The sequence below is a fragment of the Variovorax sucrosi genome (assembly GCF_051216635.1).
In the GTDB taxonomy this organism is placed as follows: Bacteria; Pseudomonadota; Gammaproteobacteria; order Burkholderiales; family Burkholderiaceae_C; genus Variovorax.
In genome coordinates, this window is record NZ_JBPJZU010000001.1 from 553,387 (window position 1) to 576,642 (window position 23,256).

The 23,256-nt window shown below is 66.1% G+C and carries 21 protein-coding genes; 16 read left to right on the top strand and 5 right to left on the bottom strand.

All coding sequences use genetic code 11. From position 1 onward, the window contains the following. Nucleotides 1-2: 2 nt before the first annotated feature. The 4 genes from ugpC to ugpB form a co-directional block, all read right to left on the bottom strand. Nucleotides 3-1,010, bottom strand: a complete 1,008-nt coding sequence (gene ugpC / locus ACSFBE_RS02570) for a sn-glycerol-3-phosphate ABC transporter ATP-binding protein UgpC (protein ID WP_435488786.1) — start codon at nucleotides 1,008-1,010, stop codon at nucleotides 3-5. Between the two features lie 10 nt (nucleotides 1,011-1,020). Continuing rightward, nucleotides 1,021-1,872 (bottom strand): sn-glycerol-3-phosphate ABC transporter permease UgpE, encoded by an 852-nt coding sequence (gene ugpE, locus ACSFBE_RS02575; protein WP_435488787.1) that lies wholly within the window; start codon nucleotides 1,870-1,872, stop codon nucleotides 1,021-1,023. Nucleotide 1,873: 1 nt separating this feature from the next. Next, nucleotides 1,874-2,755 (bottom strand): sn-glycerol-3-phosphate ABC transporter permease UgpA, encoded by an 882-nt coding sequence (gene ugpA / locus ACSFBE_RS02580; protein WP_435488788.1) that lies wholly within the window; start codon nucleotides 2,753-2,755, stop codon nucleotides 1,874-1,876. Between the two features lie 80 nt (nucleotides 2,756-2,835). Next, nucleotides 2,836-4,146, bottom strand: a complete 1,311-nt coding sequence (gene ugpB, locus ACSFBE_RS02585) for a sn-glycerol-3-phosphate ABC transporter substrate-binding protein UgpB (RefSeq protein ID WP_435488789.1) — start codon at nucleotides 4,144-4,146, stop codon at nucleotides 2,836-2,838. 228 nt (nucleotides 4,147-4,374) lie between these two features. Between ugpB and serA the strand changes: the two genes are divergently transcribed. The 12 genes from serA (at nucleotide 4,375) to aspS (ending at nucleotide 18,841) form a co-directional block, all read left to right on the top strand. After that, a complete protein-coding gene (gene serA / locus ACSFBE_RS02590; protein WP_435488790.1) occupies nucleotides 4,375-5,604 on the top strand; it encodes a phosphoglycerate dehydrogenase in 1,230 nt (409 codons plus the stop codon). A gap of 84 nt (nucleotides 5,605-5,688) precedes the next feature. Next, nucleotides 5,689-9,567 (top strand): DUF3683 domain-containing protein, encoded by a 3,879-nt coding sequence (locus ACSFBE_RS02595; protein ID WP_435488791.1) that lies wholly within the window; start codon nucleotides 5,689-5,691, stop codon nucleotides 9,565-9,567. Continuing rightward, nucleotides 9,564-10,004, top strand: coding sequence for an HIT family protein (locus tag ACSFBE_RS02600; RefSeq protein ID WP_435488792.1), 441 nt, complete (start codon nucleotides 9,564-9,566; stop codon nucleotides 10,002-10,004). Before ACSFBE_RS02595 ends, ACSFBE_RS02600 begins: the two co-directional genes overlap by 4 nt. Further along, nucleotides 10,004-10,426 carry a gamma-butyrobetaine hydroxylase family protein gene (locus ACSFBE_RS02605; RefSeq protein ID WP_435488793.1) on the top strand — a complete coding sequence of 141 codons (423 nt, stop codon included), beginning with the start codon at nucleotides 10,004-10,006 and terminating at the stop codon, nucleotides 10,424-10,426. The genes ACSFBE_RS02600 and ACSFBE_RS02605 overlap by 1 nt, the downstream gene beginning before the upstream one ends. A gap of 79 nt (nucleotides 10,427-10,505) precedes the next feature. Continuing rightward, nucleotides 10,506-11,237, top strand: a complete 732-nt coding sequence (gene ubiE / locus ACSFBE_RS02610) for a bifunctional demethylmenaquinone methyltransferase/2-methoxy-6-polyprenyl-1,4-benzoquinol methylase UbiE (RefSeq protein ID WP_435488794.1) — start codon at nucleotides 10,506-10,508, stop codon at nucleotides 11,235-11,237. Between the two features lie 37 nt (nucleotides 11,238-11,274). Beyond that, entirely contained in the window at nucleotides 11,275-12,291 is a 1,017-nt protein-coding gene (locus ACSFBE_RS02615; protein ID WP_435488795.1) for a Tim44 domain-containing protein, read from the top strand. Nucleotides 12,292-12,342: 51 nt separating this feature from the next. Next, on the top strand, nucleotides 12,343-12,900 hold the full coding sequence (locus ACSFBE_RS02620; protein ID WP_435488796.1) for a ubiquinone biosynthesis accessory factor UbiJ: 558 nt from the start codon (nucleotides 12,343-12,345) through the stop codon (nucleotides 12,898-12,900). Beyond that, nucleotides 12,897-14,462: a ubiquinone biosynthesis regulatory protein kinase UbiB gene (gene ubiB / locus ACSFBE_RS02625; protein WP_435488797.1), complete on the top strand. Its 1,566-nt coding sequence runs from the start codon at nucleotides 12,897-12,899 to the stop codon at nucleotides 14,460-14,462. Before ACSFBE_RS02620 ends, ubiB begins: the two co-directional genes overlap by 4 nt. A 22-nt stretch (nucleotides 14,463-14,484) precedes the next feature. Then, entirely contained in the window at nucleotides 14,485-15,933 is a 1,449-nt protein-coding gene (locus ACSFBE_RS02630) for a high affinity choline transporter 1 (RefSeq protein ID WP_435488798.1), read from the top strand. Between the two features lie 88 nt (nucleotides 15,934-16,021). Then, complete coding sequence (locus ACSFBE_RS02635; RefSeq protein ID WP_435488799.1) at nucleotides 16,022-16,375, top strand: FmdB family zinc ribbon protein; 354 nt, start codon at nucleotides 16,022-16,024, stop codon at nucleotides 16,373-16,375. Between the two features lie 9 nt (nucleotides 16,376-16,384). Further along, nucleotides 16,385-17,008 (top strand): DUF502 domain-containing protein, encoded by a 624-nt coding sequence (locus ACSFBE_RS02640; RefSeq protein WP_435488800.1) that lies wholly within the window; start codon nucleotides 16,385-16,387, stop codon nucleotides 17,006-17,008. Nucleotides 17,009-17,035: 27 nt separating this feature from the next. Further along, a complete protein-coding gene (gene aspS / locus ACSFBE_RS02645; RefSeq protein WP_435488801.1) occupies nucleotides 17,036-18,841 on the top strand; it encodes an aspartate--tRNA ligase in 1,806 nt (601 codons plus the stop codon). Between the two features lie 72 nt (nucleotides 18,842-18,913). On the opposite strand, the gene mqo is transcribed toward aspS, so the two are convergent. After that, nucleotides 18,914-20,593 (bottom strand): malate dehydrogenase (quinone), encoded by a 1,680-nt coding sequence (mqo, locus tag ACSFBE_RS02650; protein ID WP_435488802.1) that lies wholly within the window; start codon nucleotides 20,591-20,593, stop codon nucleotides 18,914-18,916. 209 nt (nucleotides 20,594-20,802) lie between these two features. Here mqo and nudB point away from each other — a divergent pair, with 209 nt between their 5' ends. The 4 genes from nudB to ACSFBE_RS02670 all read left to right on the top strand — a co-directional run bounded on the left by nudB (nucleotide 20,803) and on the right by ACSFBE_RS02670 (nucleotide 23,254). Continuing rightward, entirely contained in the window at nucleotides 20,803-21,270 is a 468-nt protein-coding gene (gene nudB, locus ACSFBE_RS02655) for a dihydroneopterin triphosphate diphosphatase (RefSeq protein ID WP_435488902.1), read from the top strand. Beyond that, complete coding sequence (locus ACSFBE_RS02660; protein WP_435488803.1) at nucleotides 21,267-22,025, top strand: endonuclease/exonuclease/phosphatase family protein; 759 nt, start codon at nucleotides 21,267-21,269, stop codon at nucleotides 22,023-22,025. Before nudB ends, ACSFBE_RS02660 begins: the two co-directional genes overlap by 4 nt. Before the next feature lie 69 nt (nucleotides 22,026-22,094). Further along, on the top strand, nucleotides 22,095-22,826 hold the full coding sequence (gene folE / locus ACSFBE_RS02665) for a GTP cyclohydrolase I (protein WP_435488804.1): 732 nt from the start codon (nucleotides 22,095-22,097) through the stop codon (nucleotides 22,824-22,826). 5 nt (nucleotides 22,827-22,831) lie between these two features. Beyond that, the gene (locus ACSFBE_RS02670) at nucleotides 22,832-23,254 is read left to right on the top strand and encodes a BLUF domain-containing protein (RefSeq protein ID WP_435488805.1); all 423 of its coding nucleotides are present in this window, start codon (nucleotides 22,832-22,834) and stop codon (nucleotides 23,252-23,254) included. Nucleotides 23,255-23,256: the final 2 nt, after the last annotated feature.

Sequence of the window (23,256 nt, forward strand, 5' to 3'; positions counted from 1 at the left end):
CGTCAGGCTGCGCGTTTTCCGGAGCCGGCGTCGAACCAGTGCAGGCGGTCTTGCGACGCCGAGATGTGCACCGTGTCGCCGGCCGTCGGCGGGTGGTCGACCGCGTCGGTGCGCATGATGATCTGTTCGTCGCCGATGCGGCCGTACACCAGGCGCTCGGCGCCCAGCAGTTCGACGTGTTCGACTTGTACCGTCCAGCCGGTCTGGTCGAGCTTCAGGTGCTCCGGCCGCACCCCGAGGATGTGGCCGGGGCGCACGCCCGGTGCGTGCTTCAGCAGATTCATCGGCGGGGAGCCGATGAAGCTGGCGACGAAGGTCGTGGCCGGACGGTTGTAGACCTCTTCGGGCGTGCCGAACTGGTCCATCACGCCGCCGTTCATCACGATGATGCGCTGGGCCAGCGTCATCGCCTCGACCTGGTCGTGCGTGACGAAGAGCGAGGTGATGCCGAGCTCGCGGTGCAGCTTCTGGATCTCGATGCGGGTCTGTGCGCGCAGCTTGGCGTCGAGGTTCGACAGCGGCTCGTCGAACAGGAAAACCTGCGGCTGGCGCACGATCGCACGGCCCATGGCCACGCGTTGGCGCTGGCCGCCCGACAGCTCGCGCGGCTTGCGCTCGAGCAGGTGGCCGAGTTCGAGGATCTTCGCGGCCTTGTCGACGCGCGTCTTGATCTCGGGCACCGGCACCTTGGCGATCTTCAGGCCGTAGGCCATGTTGTCGAACACGCTCATGTGCGGGTACAGCGCGTAGTTCTGGAACACCATGGCGATGTCGCGTTCCGACGGCTCGAGGTCGTTGACCACGCGGTCGCCGATGCGGATCTCGCCGGCGGAGACTTCCTCCAGCCCGGCGACCATGCGCAGCAGCGTCGACTTGCCGCAGCCCGAAGGGCCGACGATGACGATGAACTCGTGGTCGGCGATCTCGGCGCTCACGCCGTGGATGACCTGGTTGGCCTTGGGGCCGACGCCGTAGCGCTTGATGACGTTGCGAAGGGAAAGAGCAGCCATATCTTCTTGTTTACTTTTCAGTGTCTACCAGGCCCTTGACGAACCATTTCTGCATCAGCACCACTACCAGCGCGGGCGGCAGCATCGCCAGGATGGCGGTGGCCATCACGACATTCCATTCGTTCTGGCCGTCGCCGCCGGCGATCATCCGCTTGATGCCCACGACCACCGGGTACATGTCCTCGCCGGTGGTGGCCAGCAGCGGCCAGAGGTACTGGTTCCAGCCGTAGATGAACTGGATCACGAACAGCGCCGCGATCGAGGTCTTCGACAGCGGCAGCAGCACGTCGAAGAAGAAGCGCATCGGGCTCGCGCCGTCCATGCGCGAGGCCTCGGTGAGTTCCTCGGGCACGGTCAGGAAGAACTGCCGGAACAGGAAGGTCGCCGTGGCCGACGCGATCAGCGGCACCGTGAGGCCCGCGTACGTGTTCAGCATGTTCAGGTCCGACAGCACCTTGTAGGTCGGCAGGATGCGCACCTCCACCGGCAGCATCAGCGTCACGAAGATCGCCCAGAAGCAGATCTTCTTGAAGGGGAAGCGGAAATAGACGATGGCGAAGGCCGACAGCAGCGAGATCGTGATCTTGCCGATCGAGATGACCATGGCGGTCACGAAGCTGACCCACATCATGTGGGCCACCGGCGCATTGGAGCCTGCCGCCGACGCGCGGCCGAAGAGCGCACCCTTGTAGCTGTCGAGCATGTTGGTGCCGGGCAGCAGCGGCATCGGTGCCTGCACGATCTCCTGCGCGGTGTGCGTGGAGGCGACGAAGGCCAGGTAGAGCGGGAAGGCGACGATGAAGACGCCCAGCACCATGATGACGTGCGCCAGGATCCCGTGGGTTCCGCGTTTTTCGACCATATCAGTAGTTCACTTTCTTCTCGACATAGCGAAACTGGATGACCGTGAGTGCGACGACGATGAGCATCAGCACCACCGACTGCGCAGCCGATCCGCCCAGGTCCATGGCCTTGAAACCGTCGTAGTAGACCTTGTAAACCAGGATCGCCGTGTCCTTGCCCGGGCCGCCTTGCGTTGCCGCGTCGACGATCGCGAAGGTGTCGAAGAAGGCGTAAACGACGTTGATCACCAGCAGGAAGAAGGTGGTGGGTGAGAGCAGGGGGAACTGCACCGTCCAGAAACGGCGCCACGGACGGGCGCCGTCGATGGCGGCGGCCTCGATCAGCGACTTGGGGATCGACTGCAGGCCGGCCAGGAAGAACAGGAAGTTGTACGAGATCTGCTTCCATACCGAGGCCATCACGATCAGCGTCATGGCGTGGCCGGAATTGAGCAGGTGGTTCCAGTCGATGCCGAACTTGCCCAGCGCATAGGCCACCACGCCCAGGGACGGCGAGAACATGAAGACCCACAGCACGGCCGCGACGGCCGGCGCCACGGCGTAGGGCAGGATCAGCATGGTCTTGTAGAAGGTGGCGCCACGGGTCACGCGGTCGGCAAACACGGCGAGCATCAGTGACAGGCTGATGCCGATGCCGGCCACCAGCACCGAGAACAGCGCGGTGGTCTTGAAAGACTCGACGTAGCTCGGGTCGTCGAACAGTTGCCGGAAGTTGTCCAGGCCGACGAACTCGACCGAGGTGCCGAAGGGGTCCTGCTGCTGCAGCGACTGGAACAGCGCCTGACCCGCGGGCCAGAAGAAGAACACCAGGATGACCAGCATCTGCGGTGTCAGCAGAAGCCACGGCAGCCAGCCGGAGCGGAAGAAGACGCGTTTTTCCATAGGAACCCTGGATAAAGAAAACCCGCCGGGCTCGAAAGCGCGGCGGGGCGAGTCTACTGTGGCCGAGGCCGCTTCAAGGCTCAGCTCTTGTTGGCCTTCTGGAAGCGTTCCAGCTGTTCGTTGCCGCGCTTGACGATCTCGTCGAGGGCTTCCTTGGCGGTCTTCTTGCCGCCCCACACCTGTTCGAGTTCTTCGTCTTCGATGGCGCGAATCTGCACATAGTTGCCCAGGCGGATGCCGCGGCTCTTGTCGGTCACCTTGCGGACCATCTGCGTCACGGCCACGTCGGTGCCCGGGTTCTGCTTGTAGAAGCCCGAGTCTTCGGTGAGCTTGTACGAAGCCGTCGTGATCGGCAGGTAGCCGGTGCGCTTGTGGCTGGCGGACTGCACCTCAGGCTGCGAGATGAAGCTGAAGAACTTGGCCACGCCCTTGTACTCGGCCGGCTTCTTGCCCGACATGACCCACAGGCTGGCGCCGCCGATCACGGTGTTCTGCGGTGCGCCGGGCACGTCGGGGTAGTAGGGCAGCGGTGCAACGGCGTAGGCGAACTTGGCGTTCTTCGCGACGTTGCCGTAGAAGCCGGACGACGTGTTGATCATGGCGCACTCGCCCGACACGAACGAGGCCTCGGGCACGTTGCCGCGGCCCTTGTAGATGAACAGGCCCTGCTTGGACATGTTGGCCAGGTTCTCGATGTGGCGAACGTGCAGCGGCGAGTTGATCTTCATGCGCGCGTCGAGCCCGGCCAGGCCGTTGCTCTTGGTCGCGAACTCGACGTTGTGCCAGGCCGAGAAGCTCTCGAGCTGGGTCCAGCCCTGCCAGGCCGTGGTGAACGGGCACTTGTGGCCGCTGGCCTTCAGCTTGGCGGCGGCGGCGGCCACTTCAGGCCAGGTCGCCGGCAGCTTGGCCGTGTCGATGCCGGCCGCCTTGAAGGCGTCCTTGTTGATGTAGAAGACTGTCGTCGAGCTGTTGAACGGGAAGCTCAGCATCTGGCCGTTCGGCGCGGTGTAGTAGCCGGCCACGGCGGGGATGTAGGCGGCCGGGTCGAACTTCTCGCCCGCGTCCTTCATGACCTGGCCGACCGGCACGATGGCGCCCTTGCTGGCCTGCATGGTCGCGGTGCCCACTTCGAACACCTGCAGGATGTGCGGCGCATTGCCGGCGCGGAAGGCGGCGATCGATGCGGTCATCGATTCGTCGTACGTGCCCTTGTAGGTCGGCACGATCTTGTAGTCCTTCTGGCTTTCATTGAACTGCTTGGCCAGGTCGTTGACCCACTCGCCGTTGACGGCGGTCATCGAGTGCCACCACTGGATCTCGGTCTGGGCCTGGGCTGTGTTGAACAGGGTGGCTGCCAGTGCTGAGGCCAGGGCGAGCGTTTTGAATCGCATGAAGACTCCTGAGGGGGAAAGTGAGAAGCGCGGATGCTAGGGGCTGCGTGTGACACAACCGCGTCATATTTGTCGCATGGCGCTGGCTCGGCATCCAAGCGGGGAAACCCTTTTGGTGCCATGTGTGCCAACGATGCCCCATCTGCGTGCTGCGCTGCACCATGCTAGCATTTCCGCTTCGTTTTTCGGCTCTGCCTCCGAGCCCTGTCGGGGGCCTTCATGACCGCCATGAGCAAGACCTCCCTCGACAAAAGCAAGATCAAGTTCCTCCTGCTCGAAGGCATCCATGCCTCGGCGGTGGAGGCCATCCGCGGCGCGGGCTACACCCAGATCGAGATGCTGCCGAAGGCGCTGCAGGGGGAGGAACTGAAGGCCAAGCTGGCCGACGTTCACTTCCTGGGCATCCGCTCGCAGAGCAAGCTCACCGCCGATGTGCTGTCGGCCGCGCCCAAGCTGGTGGCCGTCGGCTGCTTCTGTATCGGCACCAACCAGGTCGACCTGAACGCGGCGCGGGAGCGCGGCGTGGCGGTGTTCAACGCGCCGTACTCCAACACCCGGTCGGTGGCCGAGCTGGTTCTGGCCGAGGCGATCCTGCTGCTGCGTGGCATCCCGGCCAAGAACGCGCTGGTGCATCGCGGTGGCTGGATGAAGTCGGCTGCCAATTCCCACGAGATCCGCGGCAAGACGCTGGGCATCGTGGGCTACGGCTCGATCGGCACGCAGCTGTCGGTGCTGGCCGAAGGGCTGGGCATGCAGGTGGCCTTCTACGATGTGGTGAGCAAGCTGCCGCTGGGCAATGCGCGCCAGGTACCGCGGCTGCACGACCTGCTGGCGCAGAGCGACATCGTGAGCCTGCATGTGCCCGAGCTGCCGTCGACGAAGTGGATGATCGGCCCGGCCGAGATCGCCGCGATGAAGCCCGGCGGCATCCTGATCAACGCCGCGCGCGGCACGGTGGTCGACATCGACGCGCTGGCCGAAGGCATCACGAGCGGCAAGCTCTGGGGCGCGGCCATCGACGTGTTCCCGGTCGAGCCGGGCAGCAACAACGAGGAATTCCAGTCGCCGCTGCGTGGGCTGGACAACGTGATCCTGACGCCGCACATCGGTGGCTCGACGATGGAGGCGCAGGCCAACATCGGCGGCGAGGTGGCCGAGAAGCTGGTGAAGTACAGCGACAACGGCACTTCCATCACCTCGGTGAACTTCCCCGAGGTGGCGCTGCCGGCCCACCCGGGCAAGCACCGGCTGCTGCACATCCACCACAACGTGCCCGGGGTGCTGTCGGCCATCAACCAGGTGTTCGCGGACAACCGCATCAACATCGCGTCGCAGTACCTGCAGACCAACGAGAAGGTGGGCTACGTGGTGACCGACATCGACGCTGCGTCGTCGGACCTGGCGCTCGAAAAGCTCGCTGCCGTGCCCGGGACCATCCGCAGCCGGGTGCTTTTCTAGGCGGCTGACGCGGAAGAAGCGCACTGACTTAAAATCACCGGCCCGGTTCAAGGGCGCGCAGCGTCCTGCCGAGGCTGCTCCCCGATGAACGCTCCGATCGCGCTGACTGCGTTGTTGACGCAGGCCGCAGAGCCCGCCCGACTCCGCGAGATACCGTACAACTACACCAGCTTCTCCGACCGCGAAATCGTCATTCGCCTGCTCGGGGAACGCGGCTGGGTGCTGCTGCAATCGCTGCGCGACGAACGCCGCACCGGTCGATCGGCCCGCATGCTGTACGAGGTGCTGGGCGACATCTGGGTGGTGCAGCGCAACCCGTACCTGGTCGACGACCTGCTGGACAACCCGCGCCGGCGCGGGCAACTGGTGGATGCCCTCAATCACCGGCTGACCGAGGTCGGCAAGCGCCGAACGCCCGAGGTGGACGCACAGCGGGACGTTCTGGTGGGTGAACTGTCCGACCTGGTGTCGGGCGCCATTGCGGCCTTCGACACCCTGTTCCACGACGTGGCCGCGCTGCGTCGCAAGGCCACCCGCGCCTTCCGCCGCCTGACCGCCAAGGACAACATCAAGTTCGACGGCCTCTCGCGCGTGTCGCACGTGACCGACGCGACCGATTGGCGCGTCGAGTACCCGTTCGTCGTGCTGTGCCCCGACACCGAGGCCGAGATGGCAGGGTTGGTCAAGGGCTGCATCGAGCTCGGTCTGACGATCATCCCGCGTGGCGGCGGCACCGGCTACACCGGTGGCGCGATCCCGCTGACCTGGAACAGCGCGGTCATCAACACCGAGAAGCTCGAGGCGATGACCGAGGTCGAGCTGATGGCGCTGCCCGGGCTCGAGGACCCGGTGCCGACCATCTGGACCGAGGCCGGCGTGGTCACGCAGCGCGTGGCCGACGCGGCCGAGCGCGCGGGCTATGTGTTCGCGGTCGACCCGACCTCCGCCGAGGCCTCGTGCGTCGGTGGCAATGTCGCAATGAACGCTGGCGGCAAGAAGGCCGTGCTGTGGGGCACCGCGCTCGACAACCTGGCCTCCTGGCGCATGGTGACGCCGCAGGCCGAGTGGCTCGAGGTCACGCGCGTGGGCCACAACCTCGGCAAGATCCACGACGTCGACAGCGCCGTGTTCGATCTGCAGTACTTCGCGGCCGACGGCCGGACCAAACTGCGCGCCGAGCGCCTCCAAATCGCCGGCAAGACCTTTCGCAAGGAGGGCCTCGGCAAGGACGTGACCGACAAGTTCCTTTCGGGCCTGCCGGGCATCCAGAAGGAAGGCTGCGACGGCCTGATCACCAGCTGCCGCTGGGTGGTCCACAAGATGCCGGCGCACACGCGCACCGTATGCCTCGAGTTCTTCGGCAACGCCAAGGACGCGGTGCCCAGCATCGTCGAGATCAAGGACTTCATGTTCGCCGAGCAGAAGCGCTCGGGCGTGCTGCTGGCCGGGCTGGAACACCTGGACGACCGCTACCTGAAGGCCGTCGGCTACGCGACCAAGTCGAAGAAGCACGGTGGCCTCCCGAAGATGGTGCTGTTCGGCGACATCGCCGGCCACGACGCCGACGCCGTGGCGCGCGTCACGTCGGAAGTGGTGCGCATCGCCAACTCGCGCAGCGGCGAAGGCTTCATCGCCATCAGCCCCGACGCGCGCAAGAAGTTCTGGCTCGACCGCAAGCGCACGGCGGCCATCAGCCGCCACACCAACGCCTTCAAGATCAACGAAGACGTCGTGATCCCGCTGCCGCGGATGGCCGAGTACACCGACGGCATCGAGCGCATCAACATCGAGCTGTCGCTGCAGAACAAGCTGGCCTTCGCCGATGCGCTGGAAGCCTTCTTCGCCCGTGGCAACCTGCCGCTGGGCAAGACCGACGATGCCAACGACATTCCCTCGGCCGAGCTGCTGGAAGACCGCGTGGCGCAGGCCATTGCGCTGGTGCAGGACGTGCGCGCCCTGTGGGCCGAGTGGCTGAAGGACGTCGATGCGCTGTTTCCGCAGCTGCAGGACCATTCGCTGCGCGCCAGCTGGAAGACGCAGATCCGCGCGCCGCTGCAGCAGATTTTCACCGGCGCAGAATTCGCGCCGATCCTGGCCGAGTGCAACGCCATCCACCAGCGCGTGCTCAAGGGCCGCGTGTGGGTCGCGCTGCACATGCACGCCGGCGACGGCAACGTGCACACCAACATTCCGGTCAACAGCGACAACTACGAAATGCTGCAGAGCGCGCATGCCGCCGTGGTGCGCATCATGGCGCTGGCGCGCTCGCTCGACGGCGTGATCTCGGGGGAGCACGGCATCGGCATCACCAAGCTGGAGTTCCTGACCGATGCGGAACTGCAGCCCTTCACCGACTACAAGCAGCGCGTCGACCCGGAAGGGCGCTTCAACAAGGGCAAGCTGCTGCGCGCGGACACGCCGGCTTCGCACGGTCTGCACGCCGACCTGACCAACGCCTACACCCCTAGCTTCGGCCTGATGGGCCACGAGTCGCTGATCATGCAGCAGAGCGACATCGGCGCCATCGCGGATTCGGTCAAGGACTGCCTGCGCTGCGGCAAGTGCAAGCCGGTGTGCGCCACGCACGTGCCGCGTGCCAACCTGCTCTACAGCCCGCGCAACAAGATCCTCGCGACCTCGCTCCTGGTCGAGGCCTTCCTGTACGAGGAGCAGACGCGCCGCGGCGTGAGCATCAAGCACTGGGAGGAGTTCGAGGATGTGGCCGACCACTGCACGGTCTGCCACAAGTGCCTCTCCCCCTGCCCGGTGAAGATCGATTTTGGCGACGTGTCGATGAACATGCGCAACCTGCTGCGCAAGATGGGCCAGAAGAGCTTCCGCCCGGGCAACGCCGCGGCGATGTTCTTCCTCAATGCCACCAACCCGTCGACCATCAAGGCGATGCGGGTCGGCATGGTCGACATCGGCTTCAAGGCGCAGCGCCTGGCCAACGATTTCTTCCGTCTGCCGGCGAAGAAGCAGACCGCGGCACCACCGGCCACGCTCGGCCCGGCGCCGATCAAGGAACAGGTCATCCACTTCATCAACAAGAAGATGCCCGGTGGCCTGCCGAAAAAGACGGCGCGCGCCCTGCTCGACATCGAGGATGCCGACTACGTGCCGATCATCCGCAACCCGAAGGCGACGACGGCCGAGACCGAGGCGGTCTTCTACTTCCCCGGCTGCGGCTCCGAGCGCCTGTTCTCGCAGGTCGGCCTGGCGACACAGGCGATGCTGTGGCACGCCGGTGTGCAGACGGTGCTGCCGCCGGGTTATCTCTGCTGCGGCTACCCGCAGCGCGGCAGCGGCCAGTTCGACAAGGCCGAGAAGATGATCACGGACAACCGTGTGCTCTTCCACCGCGTCGCGAACACGCTGAACTACCTGGACATCAAGACCGTGGTGGTGAGCTGCGGCACCTGCTACGACCAGTTGCAGGGCTACCAGTTCGACAAGATCTTCCCGGGCTGCCGGATCATCGACATCCACGAGTACCTGCTGGAAAAGGGCATCACGCTCGGCGCGGCAAGCGGCGGCGGCTACCTGTACCACGACCCCTGCCACAGCCCGATGAAGCTGCAGGATCCGATGAAGACGGTGAAGGCCCTGGTCGGTGAGAACGTGCAGAAGAACGATCGCTGCTGCGGAGAGTCGGGCACGCTGGGCGTGACGCGGCCCGACATTTCCACGCAGATCCGCTTCCGCAAGGAAGAGGAGCTGCGCAAGGGCGAGGCTTCGCTGCGCGACAGCGGCAAGGTCGGCGCCACCGACAACGTGAAGATCCTCACCAGCTGCCCGAGCTGCCTGCAGGGGCTTTCCCGCTACGGCAACGACCTGAACAACGGCCTGCTCGAAGCGGACTACATCGTGGTCGAGATGGCCAACCGCATCCTCGGCGAGCAGTGGCTGCCCGAGTACGTGGCCGCGGCCAACAGTGGCGGCATCGAGCGGGTGCTCGTGTGACCAGCGTTTCGGGTTGCGTACTGTGCGAAGGCGCTGGCGGGCGCCTGGTGTTCGAGGCGTCCGAGTTCCGCGTGATCCATGCGGAGGAGGCCGGCTTCCCCGGCTTCTACCGTGTGATCTGGCGCGACCATGCAGCGGAGTTCTCCGACCTGTCGGCGGCCGACCGCGTGACGTGCATGGAGGCGGTGGTCACCGTCGAGCACTGCCTGCGCGACCATCTGGCACCCACCAAGATCAACCTGGCCGCGCTTGGCAACATGGTCCCGCACCTGCATTGGCACGTGATCGCGCGGTACGAGTGGGACACGCATTTCCCCGCGCCGGTCTGGGCGCCAGCACAGCGAGACCGCGACGCCGACAGGGAGGCCGCCGTGCGGGCGGGACTGCCGGCGGCCGAGGCTGCGATGATCGCGGCACTCAGCAAAAGGACATCCTGATGGCAGGTCTGCAAGCCGGCGCGCCGACGCCGCAATCGATCACGGTGCACAACAAGTCGAAGGTGCTGGAAGTCGGCTTCTCCGACGGCGCGAGCTTCCGCATTCCCTTCGAGCTGATGCGCATCTACTCGCCGTCGGCCGAAGTGCAGGGCCACGGCCCGGGGCAGGAGATCCTGCAGACCGGCAAGCGCAACGTCGGCCTGCTGGAACTCGAGCCCATCGGCAACTACGCGGTGAAGCCGGTCTTCACCGACGGCCACGAGAGCGGCATCTTCTCGTGGAACCTGCTCTACGAACTCGGCCAGAAGCAGGATGAGCTCTGGGCCGAATACGAGCGCCGCCTGAGCGCCGCCGGCGTCGATCGCGACGCTCCCATGGCGCCCACGGCCACCGCGGGCGGCCATGCCTGCGGCAGCCACTGAGCGCCTTTCCCCAAAGCCCGGCTTCCGAGCGGGGTCGTCGGCTCGATCGCCGCGCCAACGGCCTAACATCTGAGCAACCATGAGCACCACCCATTTCGGATTCGAGAACGTCGACGAGAGCGAGAAGGCGCGTCGCGTGCGCGGTGTCTTCGACTCGGTCGCGACGCGCTACGACCTCATGAACGACCTCATGTCCATGGGGTTGCACCGCGCCTGGAAGGCCTACACCGTGATGGCGGCAAACGTGAGCGAAGGCTCGCGCGTGCTCGACATCGCCGGCGGCACCGGCGACTTGGCGCTGGCGTTCTCGAAGAAGGTGGGCACCAGCGGGCAGGTCGTGCACACCGACATCAACGAAGCCATGCTGCGCACCGGCCGCGACCGCCTGCTCGACGCGGGCGTGTCGCTGCCGACCATGGTGTGCGACGCGGAAAAGCTGCCGTTCCCCGACAACCATTTCGACGTCGTCACCGTGGCCTTCGGCCTGCGCAACATGACGCACAAGGATGCGGCGTTGAAGGAAATGAACCGCGTGCTCAAGCCCAACGGCAAGCTGCTGGTGCTGGAATTCTCGAAGGTGGCGAAGCCGCTGCAGAAGGCCTACGACTGGTATTCGTTCAAGGTGCTGCCGCGCTTGGGCAAGGCGGTGGCGGGCGACGACGCGAGCTACCGCTACCTGGCCGAGTCGATCCGCATGCATCCCGCCCAGGAAGAGCTCAAGACCCTCATGAAAGAGGGTGGTTTCGGTCATGTGGACTATCACAACATGACGGGCGGCGTGGTCGCCCTGCATGTTGGAATCAAGTGCTGAATCGGCGAAGCGTTTTCTTCGCGACTGAGGAGATGAAATGAAAAAGTTGGGATCCCTTTTCCTGGTCTGTGTGCTGGCCCTGGCGAGCGTGCAGGCCGACGCGGCCCGCATCGGCGGCGGCAAGTCCGTCGGCCGCCAGTCGGGCAACGTGACCCAGCGGCAGGCGACGCCGCCGGCCAACCAGGCCACGCCCGCCGCGCCAGCGCAGAACGCCAATCCGGCGGCGCGCCCCGGCACGCCGGCCGCCGCTGCCGCACCGAAGCGTCCTTGGGGCGCGATGCTCGGCGGCCTGGCCGCCGGCCTGGGCCTGGCCTGGCTTGCACACTCGCTCGGCCTCGGTGCCGGCTTCGGCAACATCCTGCTGATCGGGCTGCTGGTGATGGCGGCGTTCGTGGCATGGCGCGTCTTCGCGGCACGGCGCAACAACGCGACGCGCAGCAACCAGGGCGGCTTTGCCTTCCAGGGCGCCGGCGCCACGCCGTCGGACCCCGCCACGCCGACGCAGTACAGCCCGGCCAAGGTCGGCAACGACGCCTCGGCCCGCCCATGGGAAAGCAACAGCGCCGCTTTCGACGCGACACCGGAGCGCAGCGCCGGCTCTTCGATGGCGGGTGCCGCTGGTGGCAGCATGATCGGCTCCGCCTTGAGCGGCGCGCAGAGCTGGGGCATCCCGGCAGGCTTCGATGCCGACGGCTTCCTGACCGCAGCGAAGCGCAACTTCGTCACGCTGCAGGACGCCTGGGACCGCTCCGACCTCGACGCGCTGCGCTTGATGATGACCGACGCGATGCTCGGCGAGATCCGTTCGCAGCTGGCAGAGCGTGAAACGCACACCGGCGGTCAGCCGAACAAGACCGACGTCGTGATGCTCGACGCCCAGTTGCTCGGCATCGAGGAACTGCCCGATGCCTACATGGCGAGCGTGGAGTTCTCCGGAATGATCCGTGAGGATGCCTCGGCCGGCCCGCGTCCCTTCCGCGAGGTTTGGAACATGACCAAGCCGGTGAGCGGTGCGGGCGGCTGGCTGGTGGCCGGCGTCCAGGCGCTGCAGTAAAGCGGCGCCGTCCGGCGGCTGCAGGCCGCCGGCGCCATCGATAATGGGGACATGGCCACACCATCGTCCCCATTTTCCTTTCTCGACGGCTTGTTCGACCGCATCGGCAGCCGCTTCCAGCCGCCCGCCTGGGCGGTGCACGAGATGCAGCATCGCGCGGTCCTGTTCCTGAACCACGTGCTGCAGCAGGAGCCCGAGGCCCAGCAACGACTGGTGCGCCAGAAAGGCCGCGTGGTGCAATTCGAATGGCGCTTCGTCACGATGCGCCTCATCGCCACGCCCGCCGGGCTGCTCGACCTGGCCCCCGAGGGCGCCGTGCCCGAACTCACGCTGGTGGTGGCCGACGCGTCGCCGCTGGACATTGCACGCAGCACACTGCGCGGCGACAAGCCGGCGGTGCGCATCGTCGGCGACGTGCAATTGGCGGCCGAGGTGAACTGGCTGATCGACCATGTGCGCTGGGACGTCGAGGACGACCTGGCGCGGCTGATCGGCGATGTGCCGGCCCACACGGTGGCCGGTGTCGCGCGCAAGGTGGCGGGCGCGGTGCGTCAGTTCGCATCCGGCAAGGCGGGCAAACCGGGCTCTGGCAGCGCGAGCGCTGAATGAGCCGCTTCTATCGCGGCCTTTTCATTGTCTGGGTCGCACTGCGCTACGGCCTGGACGAACTGGTGCTCACGAGCTTCCAGAAGCCCTGGCTGCGCATCGTGGCGCGGGTGGTGTCGGTCGGGCGCAATCTCGACGCACCGCGCGGCCAGCGCCTGCGCGAGGCGCTGGAGCGGCTCGGGCCGATCTTCGTGAAGTTCGGCCAGGTGCTGTCGACCCGACGCGACCTGCTGCCGCCCGACATCGCGGATGAGCTGGCCTGGCTGCAGGACCGCGTGCCGCCGTTCCCGTCGGTCATCGCCATCGCGACCATCGAGCGCGCCTTCCGCCGGCCCGTCGGCGAGGTCTTCGTGCAGTTCGACGAGACGCCGGTGGCCAGCGCCTCGATCGCGCAGGTCCATTTCGCCACCATCCGCGATCGCACGGGCGCCGTGCGCGACGTGGCCGTGAAAGTCCTGCGGCCCGGCATGCGCGGCGTGATGGAGAAGGACCTGGCGCTGATGGCCATGATGGCCGGCTGGGTCGAGAGCCTGTCGGCCGACGGCAAGCGCCTGAAGCCGCGCGAGGTGGTGGCCGAGTTCGACAAGTACCTGCACGACGAGCTCGATCTGGTGCGCGAGGCGGCCAATGCGGCGCAGCTGCGCCGCAACATGGAAAAGCTCGAGCTGGTCCTGATCCCGGAAATGCTTTGGGACTTCTGCCATCCGGAAGTCATCGTGATGGAGCGGATGAACGGCGTCCCCATCGCCCAGCTCGATCGACTGCGCGCCGCCGGCGTCGACATTCCCAAGCTGGCGCGCGACGGCGTGACCATCTTCTTCACCCAGGTGTTCCGCGACGGCTTCTTCCATGCCGACATGCACCCGGGCAATATCCAGGTCAGCCTGGCACCGGCCACCTTCGGGCGCTACATCTCGCTCGACTTCGGCATCGTGGGCACGCTCACCGAAAGCGACAAGGAGTACCTGGCGCAAAATTTCGTCGCCTTCTTCCGGCGCGACTACAAGCGGGTGGCGGAGCTGCACCTGGAGAGTGGCTGGGTGCCACCGGGCACCCGCATCGACGAACTCGAGGCGGCGATCCGCACCGTGTGCGAGCCGTACTTCGACCGACCCCTGAGGGAGATTTCGCTGGGCATGGTGCTGATGCGCCTGTTCCAGACCTCGCGCCGCTTCCACGTCGAGATCCAGCCGCAGCTGGTGCTGCTGCAGAAGACGCTGCTCAACATCGAAGGGCTCGGGCGCCAGCTCGACCCCGAACTCGACCTCTGGGCGACGGCCAAGCCTTTCCTAGAGAAATGGATGATCGACCAGATCGGCCCGCGCCGGCTGTTTGCGCAGCTGCGCGCCGAGGCGCCGCGCTACGCCAAGCTGTTGCCGCAGTTCCCGCGTCTGCTGCACGAATTCCTGGAGAACCGGCCGGCCGACCACCGCCGGGAACTGCTCGAACTGCTGGCGGCGCAGAAGCGGACCAACCGTCTGCTGCAGATCGTGATCGCGGTTGGCATAGGTTTTGTATTGGGTCTGATCGTGATGCAGGCCGTGGTCCGCATCCGCCTGTTCTGAGCCCCGTCAAGGAGAGTCCGTCGTGCTGTTGACCCTGGTCATCGTCTATCTGCTGATCACCATCGCGATCGGCCTGTACGCCGCCAAGCGCGTCAAGAACACCACCGACTTCGCGATCGCCGGGCGGCACCTGCCGCTCTTCATGATCGTCACGACGACCTTCGCCACCTGGTTCGGCTCCGAAACGGTGCTCGGCATCCCGGCCAAGTTCATCGACGGCGGCCTGGGGAGCGTGGTGGAAGACCCCTTCGGTGCCGGCACCTGCCTGATCCTGGTCGGCCTGTTCTTCGCGGGCAAGCTCTACCGCATGACGCTGCTGACCATCAGCGACTACTACCGCGAACGCTATGGCCGGGTGGTGGAGGTGGCCTGCTCGCTGATCATCATGCTGAGCTACCTGGGCTGGGTGTCGGCGCAGGTGACGGCGCTGGGCCTGGTCTTCAACGTGCTGTCGGGCGGCGCCATCGGCGTGGCGATGGGCATGGTGATCGGCGTGGTGTCGATCCTGGCCTACACCCTGTTCGGCGGCATGTGGTCGGTGGCCGTGACCGACTTCATCCAGATGATCATCCTGGTCGTCGGCCTGGCGGTGATTGCCGTCTTCGCGGGTCAGATGGCCGGCGGCGCCGACAAGGTGGTGGCTTTCGCGGTGAGCAAGGACCTGTTCAAGTTCTGGCCCGAGCCGAACTACAAGGACATGGTGTTCTTCTTCGCCGCGGCCATCACCATGATGCTGGGCTCCATCCCGCAGCAGGACGTGTTCCAGCGGGTGATGTCGGCCAACAGTGTGAAGGCGGCCACTCGCGGGCCGGTGATCGGCGGTATCGCGTACATCCTGTTCGCCTTCGTGCCGATGTTTCTGGTGGCGAGTGCGCTGCTCATCATGCCGGAGCAGACCGCTGCGCTGCTCAAGGACGACCCGCAAAAGGTGCTGCCCACCCTGGTGCTGGAAAAGATGCCTTTCGTGATGCAGGTGCTGTTCTTCGGCGCGCTGTTGTCGGCCATCAAGTCGACCGCCTCGGCCACCTTGCTGGCGCCGAGCGTGACCTTCACCGAGAACATCTGGCGCCAGTTCCGCCCGGCCGGCACTGACCGCGAGAACCTCCGGACCATGCGCATCACCGTGCTGGTCTTCAGCGCGGCGGTGCTGGCCTACGCGATCCGGATGCAGGGTACGCCGATCTACGAACTCGTCTCGGGCGCCTACCAGGTACCGCTGGTGGGCGCCTTCGTCCCGCTGGTGTGCGGCCTCTACTGGCAGCGTGCCACCACGCAAGGCGCGGTGGCCGCCGTGATTCTGGGCATCGGCACCTGGCTGCTCTTCCTGGCGATGCCCTGGAGTGCCGAGTTCCCGGCCCAGCTCGCCGGCGTGCTTGCGGCCTTCGTCGGCATGGTGGCGGGATCGCTGGCGCCCCAGTGGGTGGCCAACAGCCGCACGCCGCACCGCCCCCTGGCTGTCGACCTGGCCTGAGCGTCAAGGGCCGGCGGGCAGGGCGCCGACCTTATAATCGCGGGCTTTGCGAGCGGCAGCTGCGCCGCTTCTTTTTCGCTCCATTCCCATGCCTATCTACGCCTACAAGTGCAGCGCCTGCGGCTTTGCCAAAGACGCGTTGCAAAAAATGTCCGACGCCCCTCTCACGGTGTGCCCGGCATGCGGAGCGAGTGCCTTCGAAAAGCAGGTCACGGCCGCCGGCTTCCAGCTCAAGGGCTCGGGCTGGTACGTGACCGACTTCCGCGATGGTGGCGGCAAGACCGCCGCGCCGGCCGCCGATGCGGCGGGCGCTGCCAAGCCAGCCGAAGGCGCTGCGACGGCCCCGGCCGCCGCACCGGCGGCAGCGGCCCCGGCGGCAGCGGCCCCGAGCCCGGCACCGGCCCCCGCGCCGACGCCGGCGCCTGCCCCCAAGAGCGACTGAGGCACCCGCATGCACGCGCTGCGCAAATGGCTGCTCTCCGGCTTGCTGGTCATCGTCCCGCTGGTGATCACGCTGGGCGTGCTGAACTGGATCATCGGCACCCTCGACCAGACGCTCTGGCTGCTGCCTGAGCAGTGGCAGGCCTGGCTGACCGAGCACCGCGTGCGCGGTCTTGGTGTCTTGTTCACGCTGGCGATCCTGCTGGTGGTCGGTGCGGTCGCCAGCAACTTCGTCGGCAAGCGCCTGCTGGGCTGGGGCGACGCGGTGGTGCGGCGTATTCCGGTGGTGCGCTCGATCTATTCGAGCGTGAAGCAGGTGTCCGACACGCTCTTCTCGGAAAACGGCAACGCCTTTCGCACCGCAGTGCTGGTGCAGTGGCCGCGCGAAGGGGTCTGGACCATCGCCTTCGTCACCGGCACGCCGGGCGCCGACGTGGTCGAGCACCTGGGCGGCGGCGACTACCTGGGCGTCTATGTGCCGACCACGCCGAACCCGACCGGTGGCTACTTCGTGATGCTCAAGCGCAGCGACTGCATCGAACTCAAGATGAGCGTGGACGACGCGCTCAAGTACATCGTCTCGATGGGTGTGGTGGTCCCCGGCGGCCCCGCACTCGTCGCAGCCAACAAATAACGCGCCCTCCGGCGCCGGAATCGACCTATGGCCATGCGTTCTCACTATTGCGGTCTCGTGACCGAAGCCCTGATGGGCGAAACCGTCACCCTGTGCGGCTGGGTCAACCGCCGGCGCGACCATGGCGGTGTGATCTTTATCGACGTGCGCGATCGCGAAGGCTACGTGCAGGTGGTGTGCGACCCCGACCGGGCCTCCACCTTCGCCGTGGCCGAGAACCTGCGCAACGAGTTCTGCGTGCAGATCAAGGGCTTGGTGCGCGCGCGCCCCGAAGGCACGACCAACGACGGCTTGAAGAGCGGCAAGATCGAAGTGCTGTGCCATGAGCTCAAGGTGCTGAACCCCTCGGTCACGCCGCCCTTCCTGCTGGACGACGACAACCTGTCGGAAACGACCCGCCTCACGCACCGCGTGCTCGACCTGCGCCGCCCGGCGATGCAGCGCAACATGATGCTGCGCTACAAGGTGACGATGGAAACGCGCAAGTTCCTCGACGCCAACGGCTTCATCGACATCGAGACGCCGATGCTCGGCAAGTCCACGCCCGAAGGCGCGCGCGACTACCTGGTGCCCAGCCGCGTGCACGACGGCAGTTTCTTCGCGCTGCCGCAGTCGCCCCAGCTCTTCAAGCAGTTGCTGATGGTGGCGGGCTACGACCGCTACTACCAGATCGTGAAGTGCTTCCGCGACGAAGACCTGCGCGCCGACCGCCAGCCCGAATTCACTCAAATCGACATCGAGACCTCCTTCCTTTCGGAAGAGGAAATCCGCGAGATGTTCGAAGGCATGGTCCGCACCATGTTCCGCAACGCCGCGGGCATCGACCTGCCGGTGTTCCCGACCATGACGTATGGCGATGCGATGTTCAAGTACGGCTCGGACAAGCCCGACCTGCGCGTGAAGCTCGAGTTCACCGAACTGACCGAGCTGATGAAGCGCGTCGAGTTCAAGGTGTTCTCGAACGCCGCGACGATGAAGGACGGCCGCGTGGTGGCCTTGCGCGTGCCGGGCGGCGGTGCCGAAGGCGGCCTGTCGCGCGGCGAGATCGATGCCTACCAGGAGTTCGTGAAGATCTACGGCGCCAAGGGCCTGGCCTACATCAAGGTCAACGACGCGGCGGTCGGCCGCGAAGGCCTGCAGAGCCCGATCGTCAAGAACCTCGACGATGCCACGCTGGCCGAGATCATCGCCCGCACCGGCGCCCGCAACGGCGACATCCTGTTCTTCGGTGCCGACAAGGAAAAGGTGGTGAATGACGCCATCGGCGCGCTCCGCGTGAAGATCGGCCACAGCGCCTTCGGCAAGAAGTCGGGCCTGTTCGACGACCGCTGGGCCCCGCTGTGGGTGGTCGACTTCCCGATGTTCGAGTTCGACGAGGAAGGCCAGCGCTGGAGCGCGGTGCACCACCCGTTCACCGCACCGAAGGACGGTCATGAAGACCTCATGGACACGGCGCCCGAGAAGTGCATCGCCAAGGCCTACGACATGGTGCTCAACGGCATCGAGATGGGCGGCGGCTCGGTGCGTATCCACCGCGAAGAGGTGCAGAGCAAGGTGTTCCGCGCGCTGAAGATCAGCGCCGAAGATGCGAGTTCCAAGTTCGGCTTCCTGCTCGACGCGCTGCAGTACGGCGCGCCGCCGCACGGCGGCATCGCCATCGGCCTTGACCGCCTCGTCATGCTCATGACCGGCGCCGAGTCGATCCGCGACGTGATCGCCTTCCCCAAGACCCAGCGCGCGCAAGACCTGCTGACGCAGGCGCCGAGCCCGGTCGACGAGAAGCAGCTGCGCGAACTGCACATCAAGCTGCGCAACACGCAACCCGCGGTCTGAGGTTCAGCGGCTGGCGCCGCGAAAAAAAAGGGCACTCGAAGTGCCCTTTTTTTCGTTCTGCGCGCCGCGTTTCTACAGCGCGATGTCGGCGGGTTGACGCTGCGGTTTCGTCGCAGCGGGTTCACCGCGCGGTGCGGCTGTCGGCGCCGGCTGTGCTGCTGGCTGTTGTGGCGCTGGCGCCGTCGTGGGGATCGCCGGCGGCGGCGTCAGCTGCAGCACGTCGGCGGTGGCCTTCCACGCCGCAGCCACACGCGCCGGATCGCCGTTGAGCTGGGTGCCGTAGCTGGGCACGATCTCGCGCAGGCGCGTCTGCCAGGCGGGCGTCGCGACCTTGTCCTTGAACACCTTCTGCAGCAGGTCCAGCATGATGGGCGCCGCGGTGGATGCGCCCGGCGAGGCGCCCAGCAAGCCGGCGATGCTGTTGTCCTGCGAACTGACGATCTCGGTGCCCAGCTTCAGCACGCCGCCCTTGTCCTTGTCGCGCTTGATGATCTGCACGCGCTGGCCGGCCTGCCACAGCCGCCAGTCTTCCTTTTTCGCGTTGGGGAAGTACTCGCGCAGCGCCTTCATGCGGTCGTCGTCCGACAGCATCACCTGGCCCGCCAGGTACTCGACCAGTGAATACTCGGCCACGCCCACCTTCACCATCGGCCACACGTTGTGCGGTGTCGTGCTGGTCAGCAGGTCGAGGTACGAACCTTCCTTCAGGAACTTGGTGGAGAAGGTCGCGAACGGTCCGAAGAGGATCACGCGCTTGCCGTCCAGCACACGGGTGTCGAGGTGGGGCACCGACATGGGCGGCGAGCCCACCGAGGCCTTGCCGTAGGCCTTCGCCAGGTGCTGGTTGGCGAGCGCCGGGTTGTCGGTGACCAGGAAGGAGCCGCCAACGGGAAAGCCCGCGTAGTCCTTCGCTTCAGGAATGCCCGACTTCTGGAGCAGATGCAGCGCGCCGCCACCGGCGCCGATGAAGACGAACTTGGCGTCCGTCTGCGTGACGGCACCGTCCTTGAGGTTCTTGTAGCCGATGCGCCAGGTGCCATCATCGTTGCGCTTGATGTCCTGCACCTCGCTCGAGACCTTCAGCGAGAAGTTCGGCTTGGACTGCAGATGCCCGACGAACTGGCGCGTGATCTCGCCGAAATTCACGTCGGTGCCGATGGGCGTCCAGGTCGCCGCGATCTTCTGCTGCGGGTCGCGCCCTTGCATCATGAGCGGCACCCATTGGCTGATCTGCGCCGGGTCCTCGGAATACTGCATGCCGCCGAAGAGCGGGCTGGCCTGCAGCGCCTGGTAGCGCTTGCGCAGGAACCCGATGTTCTCGTCGCCCCAGACGAAGCTCATGTGTGGCGTCGAGTTGATGAACGAGCGCGGGTTCTTCAACACACCGTTCTTCACCTGCCAGGCCCAGAACTGGCGCGAGATCTGGAAGGCCTCGTTGATCTCGACGGCCTTGGCGATCTCGATCTGGCCGTTCTTGCCCTCGGGCGTGTAGTTCAGCTCGGCCAGCGCCGAATGGCCGGTGCCGGCGTTGTTCCAACCGTTGGAGCTTTCCTTGGCCACTTCATCCAGTCGCTCGACCATCTCCATCGACCAACTCGGCTCGAGTTCGTTGAGCCAGACGCCGAGGGTCGAACTCATGATGCCGCCACCGATAAGCAGGACATCCACTTTCTTCGTGTCGGCCGCATGGCCGGTGATCGCGGCGAGCGACAGGGCAAGGCCCAGGAGGGCCGGGTATGTTCTCTTCAGCATGGTCTTCGGGTTGAAGGGGCAAACGCCCAGGGAGCGCTGGCACGCGCGGTGCACTCGCTCAGGTTGCAAGTAGGAAAAGCTGCAACGTCGATCGTGTCAATCGGGTATTTTACGGGGCCGCGTTCGGCGCGTTTTCGTGAGCCCGCCAAGCCCCTGAGCGCTTCGTGGCTCCCCGGACGCCGCAGCAACGTGCATCAACGGTGCCCTCTTTGACAACCAAGCCCTTCAAGATTCCCGAGTCCGTGCTGGTGGTGATCCACACGCCCGCGCTCGACGTGCTGCTGATTCGCCGGGCCGACGCCGACGAGTTCTGGCAATCGGTCACCGGCAGCAAGGACCTGGCGGACGAGCCGCTGGCGCTCACTGCGGCGCGCGAGGTGCTGGAAGAGACCGGCATCGACTGCCGCCCCGGTACCCCGCTGGCGCCGCACCTGCGCGACTGGCAGCTCGAGAACGTCTACGAGATCTACCCCCGCTGGCGCGCGCGCTATGCGCCTGGCGTGACGCGCAACACCGAGCACCTGTTCGGCCTGTGCCTGCCCGAGCGCGTCGATCCGGTGCTGGCGCCACGCGAGCACACCGCCTTTCAGTGGCTGCCCTACCGGGACGCCGCCGACGCCTGCTTTTCACCTTCGAATGCCGAAGCCATCCTGCAGCTGCCACAATTTCAACGATGAACGCGACCGCGAACACCTTTCGGGTGGCGACCTACAACATCCACAAGGGCGTGCAGGGCATCGGCCCGGCCCGCCGGCTTGAAATCCACAACCTCGGCCACGCCATCGAGGGCCTCGACGCCGACATCGTCTGCTTGCAGGAAGTGCGCAAGATGAACCGGCAGGGTGCCTTGCGCTTCGCGCGCTGGCCCGACATGCCGCAGGCCGACTTCCTCGCGCCCGAGGGCTACACCGCCATCTACGAAACCAACGCCATCACGCGCCATGGCGAGCACGGCAACGCGCTGCTCACGCGCTGGCCGGTGGTGCGCAAGAGCCACCGCGACATCTCGGACCATCGCTTCGAGCAGCGCGGCCTGCTGCATGTGCAGATCGACGTCGACGGCCGGGCGGTGCATGCCATCGTGCTGCACCTGGGCCTGATCAAGGGCAGCCGGGTGCGGCAGATTGCGCAGCTGAAGGACTTCATCGACCGTGAAATCCCGCCGGAGGAGGCGCTGATCGTCGCTGGCGACTTCAACGACTGGGGCGCGCGCATGCGCTACGCGATGAATGCGATGGGCCTGCGCGACTCGAGCGACCTGCGCGGCCCGTCGACGCTGACCTACCCGTCGCGCCTGCCGGTCGCGCAACTCGACTTCATCTATGCGCGGCGTTTGACGCCGGCCGCCTGCAGCGTTCCGCGCGGTCCGATCTGGGCCCGAATGTCCGACCACCTGCCGCTACTGACCGACTTCGCGCTATCGGATCAGTAGCGCTCTTGGAAGGCGGGGCGAGCGCCCCGGCTGCCCCGGAGCGCCGGCGTTCGCTGGTACGATTCCCGCATGCTCAGGAAGATCGACGCCCCCCAGCCCTCCGACACGCCGGCCGACGACGAGGGCACGCCGGTCTCGGTCAAGATCCGCGAGCGTGTGCAGGCCGCGCGCCAGCGCTTCAATGCCAACGACAACATCGCGGAGTTCATCCAGCCCGGCGAACTCGAGGCGTTGCTCGACGAGGTCGAAGTCAAGATGAAGGGCGTGCTCGACAGCCTGGTGATCGACGTCGAGCACGACCACAACACCGACAACACCGCGCGCCGGGTCGCGAAGATGTACCTCAACGAGGTGTTCCGCGGCCGCTATGTGCACGCGCCCTCGCTGACCGAATTCCCGAACGCGGAGCATCTGAACGAACTGATGATCGTCGGGCCGATCACCGTGCGCAGCGCCTGCTCGCACCACTTCTGCCCGATCATCGGCCAGCTCTGGATCGGCGTGATGCCCAACGAGCACACCAACGTGATCGGCCTGTCGAAGTACGCCCGCCTGGCCGAGTGGATCATGGGCCGCCCGCAGATCCAGGAAGAGGCGGTGGTGCAATTGGCCGACCTGATCCAGGAAAAGACCCAGCCCGATGGCCTGGCCCTGGTGATGGAGGCCGAGCACTTCTGCATGAGCTGGCGCGGCGTGAAGGAAACGGGGAGCAAGATGATCAATTCCGTCATGCGCGGCGTCTTCCTGAAAGACCCGAACCTCCGCCGCGAATTCCTTTCCCTCCTGCCGCGCAATCGCTGAACGCCATGCTCGTACGCCTTCTCTACGCCAGCCGCGCCGTCGACACCAGCAGCCCGGCGATCGATGCGATCCTCGCGCAATCGCGGGCGCACAACACGGGCTGCGGCATCACCGGCATCCTTTGCTACGGTGCCGGCATCTTCTTGCAGGCCATCGAGGGCGGCCGCAATGCGGTGAGCGAGCTCTATGGCCACATCCAGAAGGACGTGCGCCACAAGGACGTGGTGCTGCTGCACTACGAAGAGATCGCCGAGCGGCGCTTCGGCGGCTGGACCATGGGGCAGGTGCACCTCAGCAAGGTGCATGCGGCCATCCTGCTGCGCTATTCGGAGGGGCCGGAACTCGACCCCTACGCCGTCTCCGGCAAGGTCTCGCTGGCCCTGCTCGAAGAGTTGATGGCGACCGCCGCCATCGTCGGCCGCAACTGAGC

Bases quoted from the DNA above. Each gene is read 5' to 3' on its own strand.
- ugpC (WP_435488786.1), bottom strand. From the start codon at position 1,010: ATGGCTGCTCTTTCCCTTCGCAACGTCATCAAGCGCTACGGCGTCGGC.
- ugpE (WP_435488787.1), bottom strand. From the start codon at position 1,872: ATGGTCGAAAAACGCGGAACCCACGGGATCCTGGCGCACGTCATCATG.
- ugpA (WP_435488788.1), bottom strand. From the start codon at position 2,755: ATGGAAAAACGCGTCTTCTTCCGCTCCGGCTGGCTGCCGTGGCTTCTG.
- ugpB (WP_435488789.1), bottom strand. From the start codon at position 4,146: ATGCGATTCAAAACGCTCGCCCTGGCCTCAGCACTGGCAGCCACCCTG.
- serA (WP_435488790.1), top strand. From the start codon at position 4,375: ATGAGCAAGACCTCCCTCGACAAAAGCAAGATCAAGTTCCTCCTGCTC.
- ACSFBE_RS02595 (WP_435488791.1), top strand. From the start codon at position 5,689: ATGAACGCTCCGATCGCGCTGACTGCGTTGTTGACGCAGGCCGCAGAG.
- ACSFBE_RS02605 (WP_435488793.1), top strand. From the start codon at position 10,004: ATGGCAGGTCTGCAAGCCGGCGCGCCGACGCCGCAATCGATCACGGTG.
- ubiE (WP_435488794.1), top strand. From the start codon at position 10,506: ATGAGCACCACCCATTTCGGATTCGAGAACGTCGACGAGAGCGAGAAG.
- ACSFBE_RS02615 (WP_435488795.1), top strand. From the start codon at position 11,275: ATGAAAAAGTTGGGATCCCTTTTCCTGGTCTGTGTGCTGGCCCTGGCG.
- ACSFBE_RS02620 (WP_435488796.1), top strand. From the start codon at position 12,343: ATGGCCACACCATCGTCCCCATTTTCCTTTCTCGACGGCTTGTTCGAC.
- ubiB (WP_435488797.1), top strand. From the start codon at position 12,897: ATGAGCCGCTTCTATCGCGGCCTTTTCATTGTCTGGGTCGCACTGCGC.
- ACSFBE_RS02635 (WP_435488799.1), top strand. From the start codon at position 16,022: ATGCCTATCTACGCCTACAAGTGCAGCGCCTGCGGCTTTGCCAAAGAC.
- ACSFBE_RS02640 (WP_435488800.1), top strand. From the start codon at position 16,385: ATGCACGCGCTGCGCAAATGGCTGCTCTCCGGCTTGCTGGTCATCGTC.
- aspS (WP_435488801.1), top strand. From the start codon at position 17,036: ATGGCCATGCGTTCTCACTATTGCGGTCTCGTGACCGAAGCCCTGATG.
- mqo (WP_435488802.1), bottom strand. From the start codon at position 20,593: ATGCTGAAGAGAACATACCCGGCCCTCCTGGGCCTTGCCCTGTCGCTC.
- ACSFBE_RS02660 (WP_435488803.1), top strand. From the start codon at position 21,267: ATGAACGCGACCGCGAACACCTTTCGGGTGGCGACCTACAACATCCAC.
- folE (WP_435488804.1), top strand. From the start codon at position 22,095: ATGCTCAGGAAGATCGACGCCCCCCAGCCCTCCGACACGCCGGCCGAC.
- ACSFBE_RS02670 (WP_435488805.1), top strand. From the start codon at position 22,832: ATGCTCGTACGCCTTCTCTACGCCAGCCGCGCCGTCGACACCAGCAGC.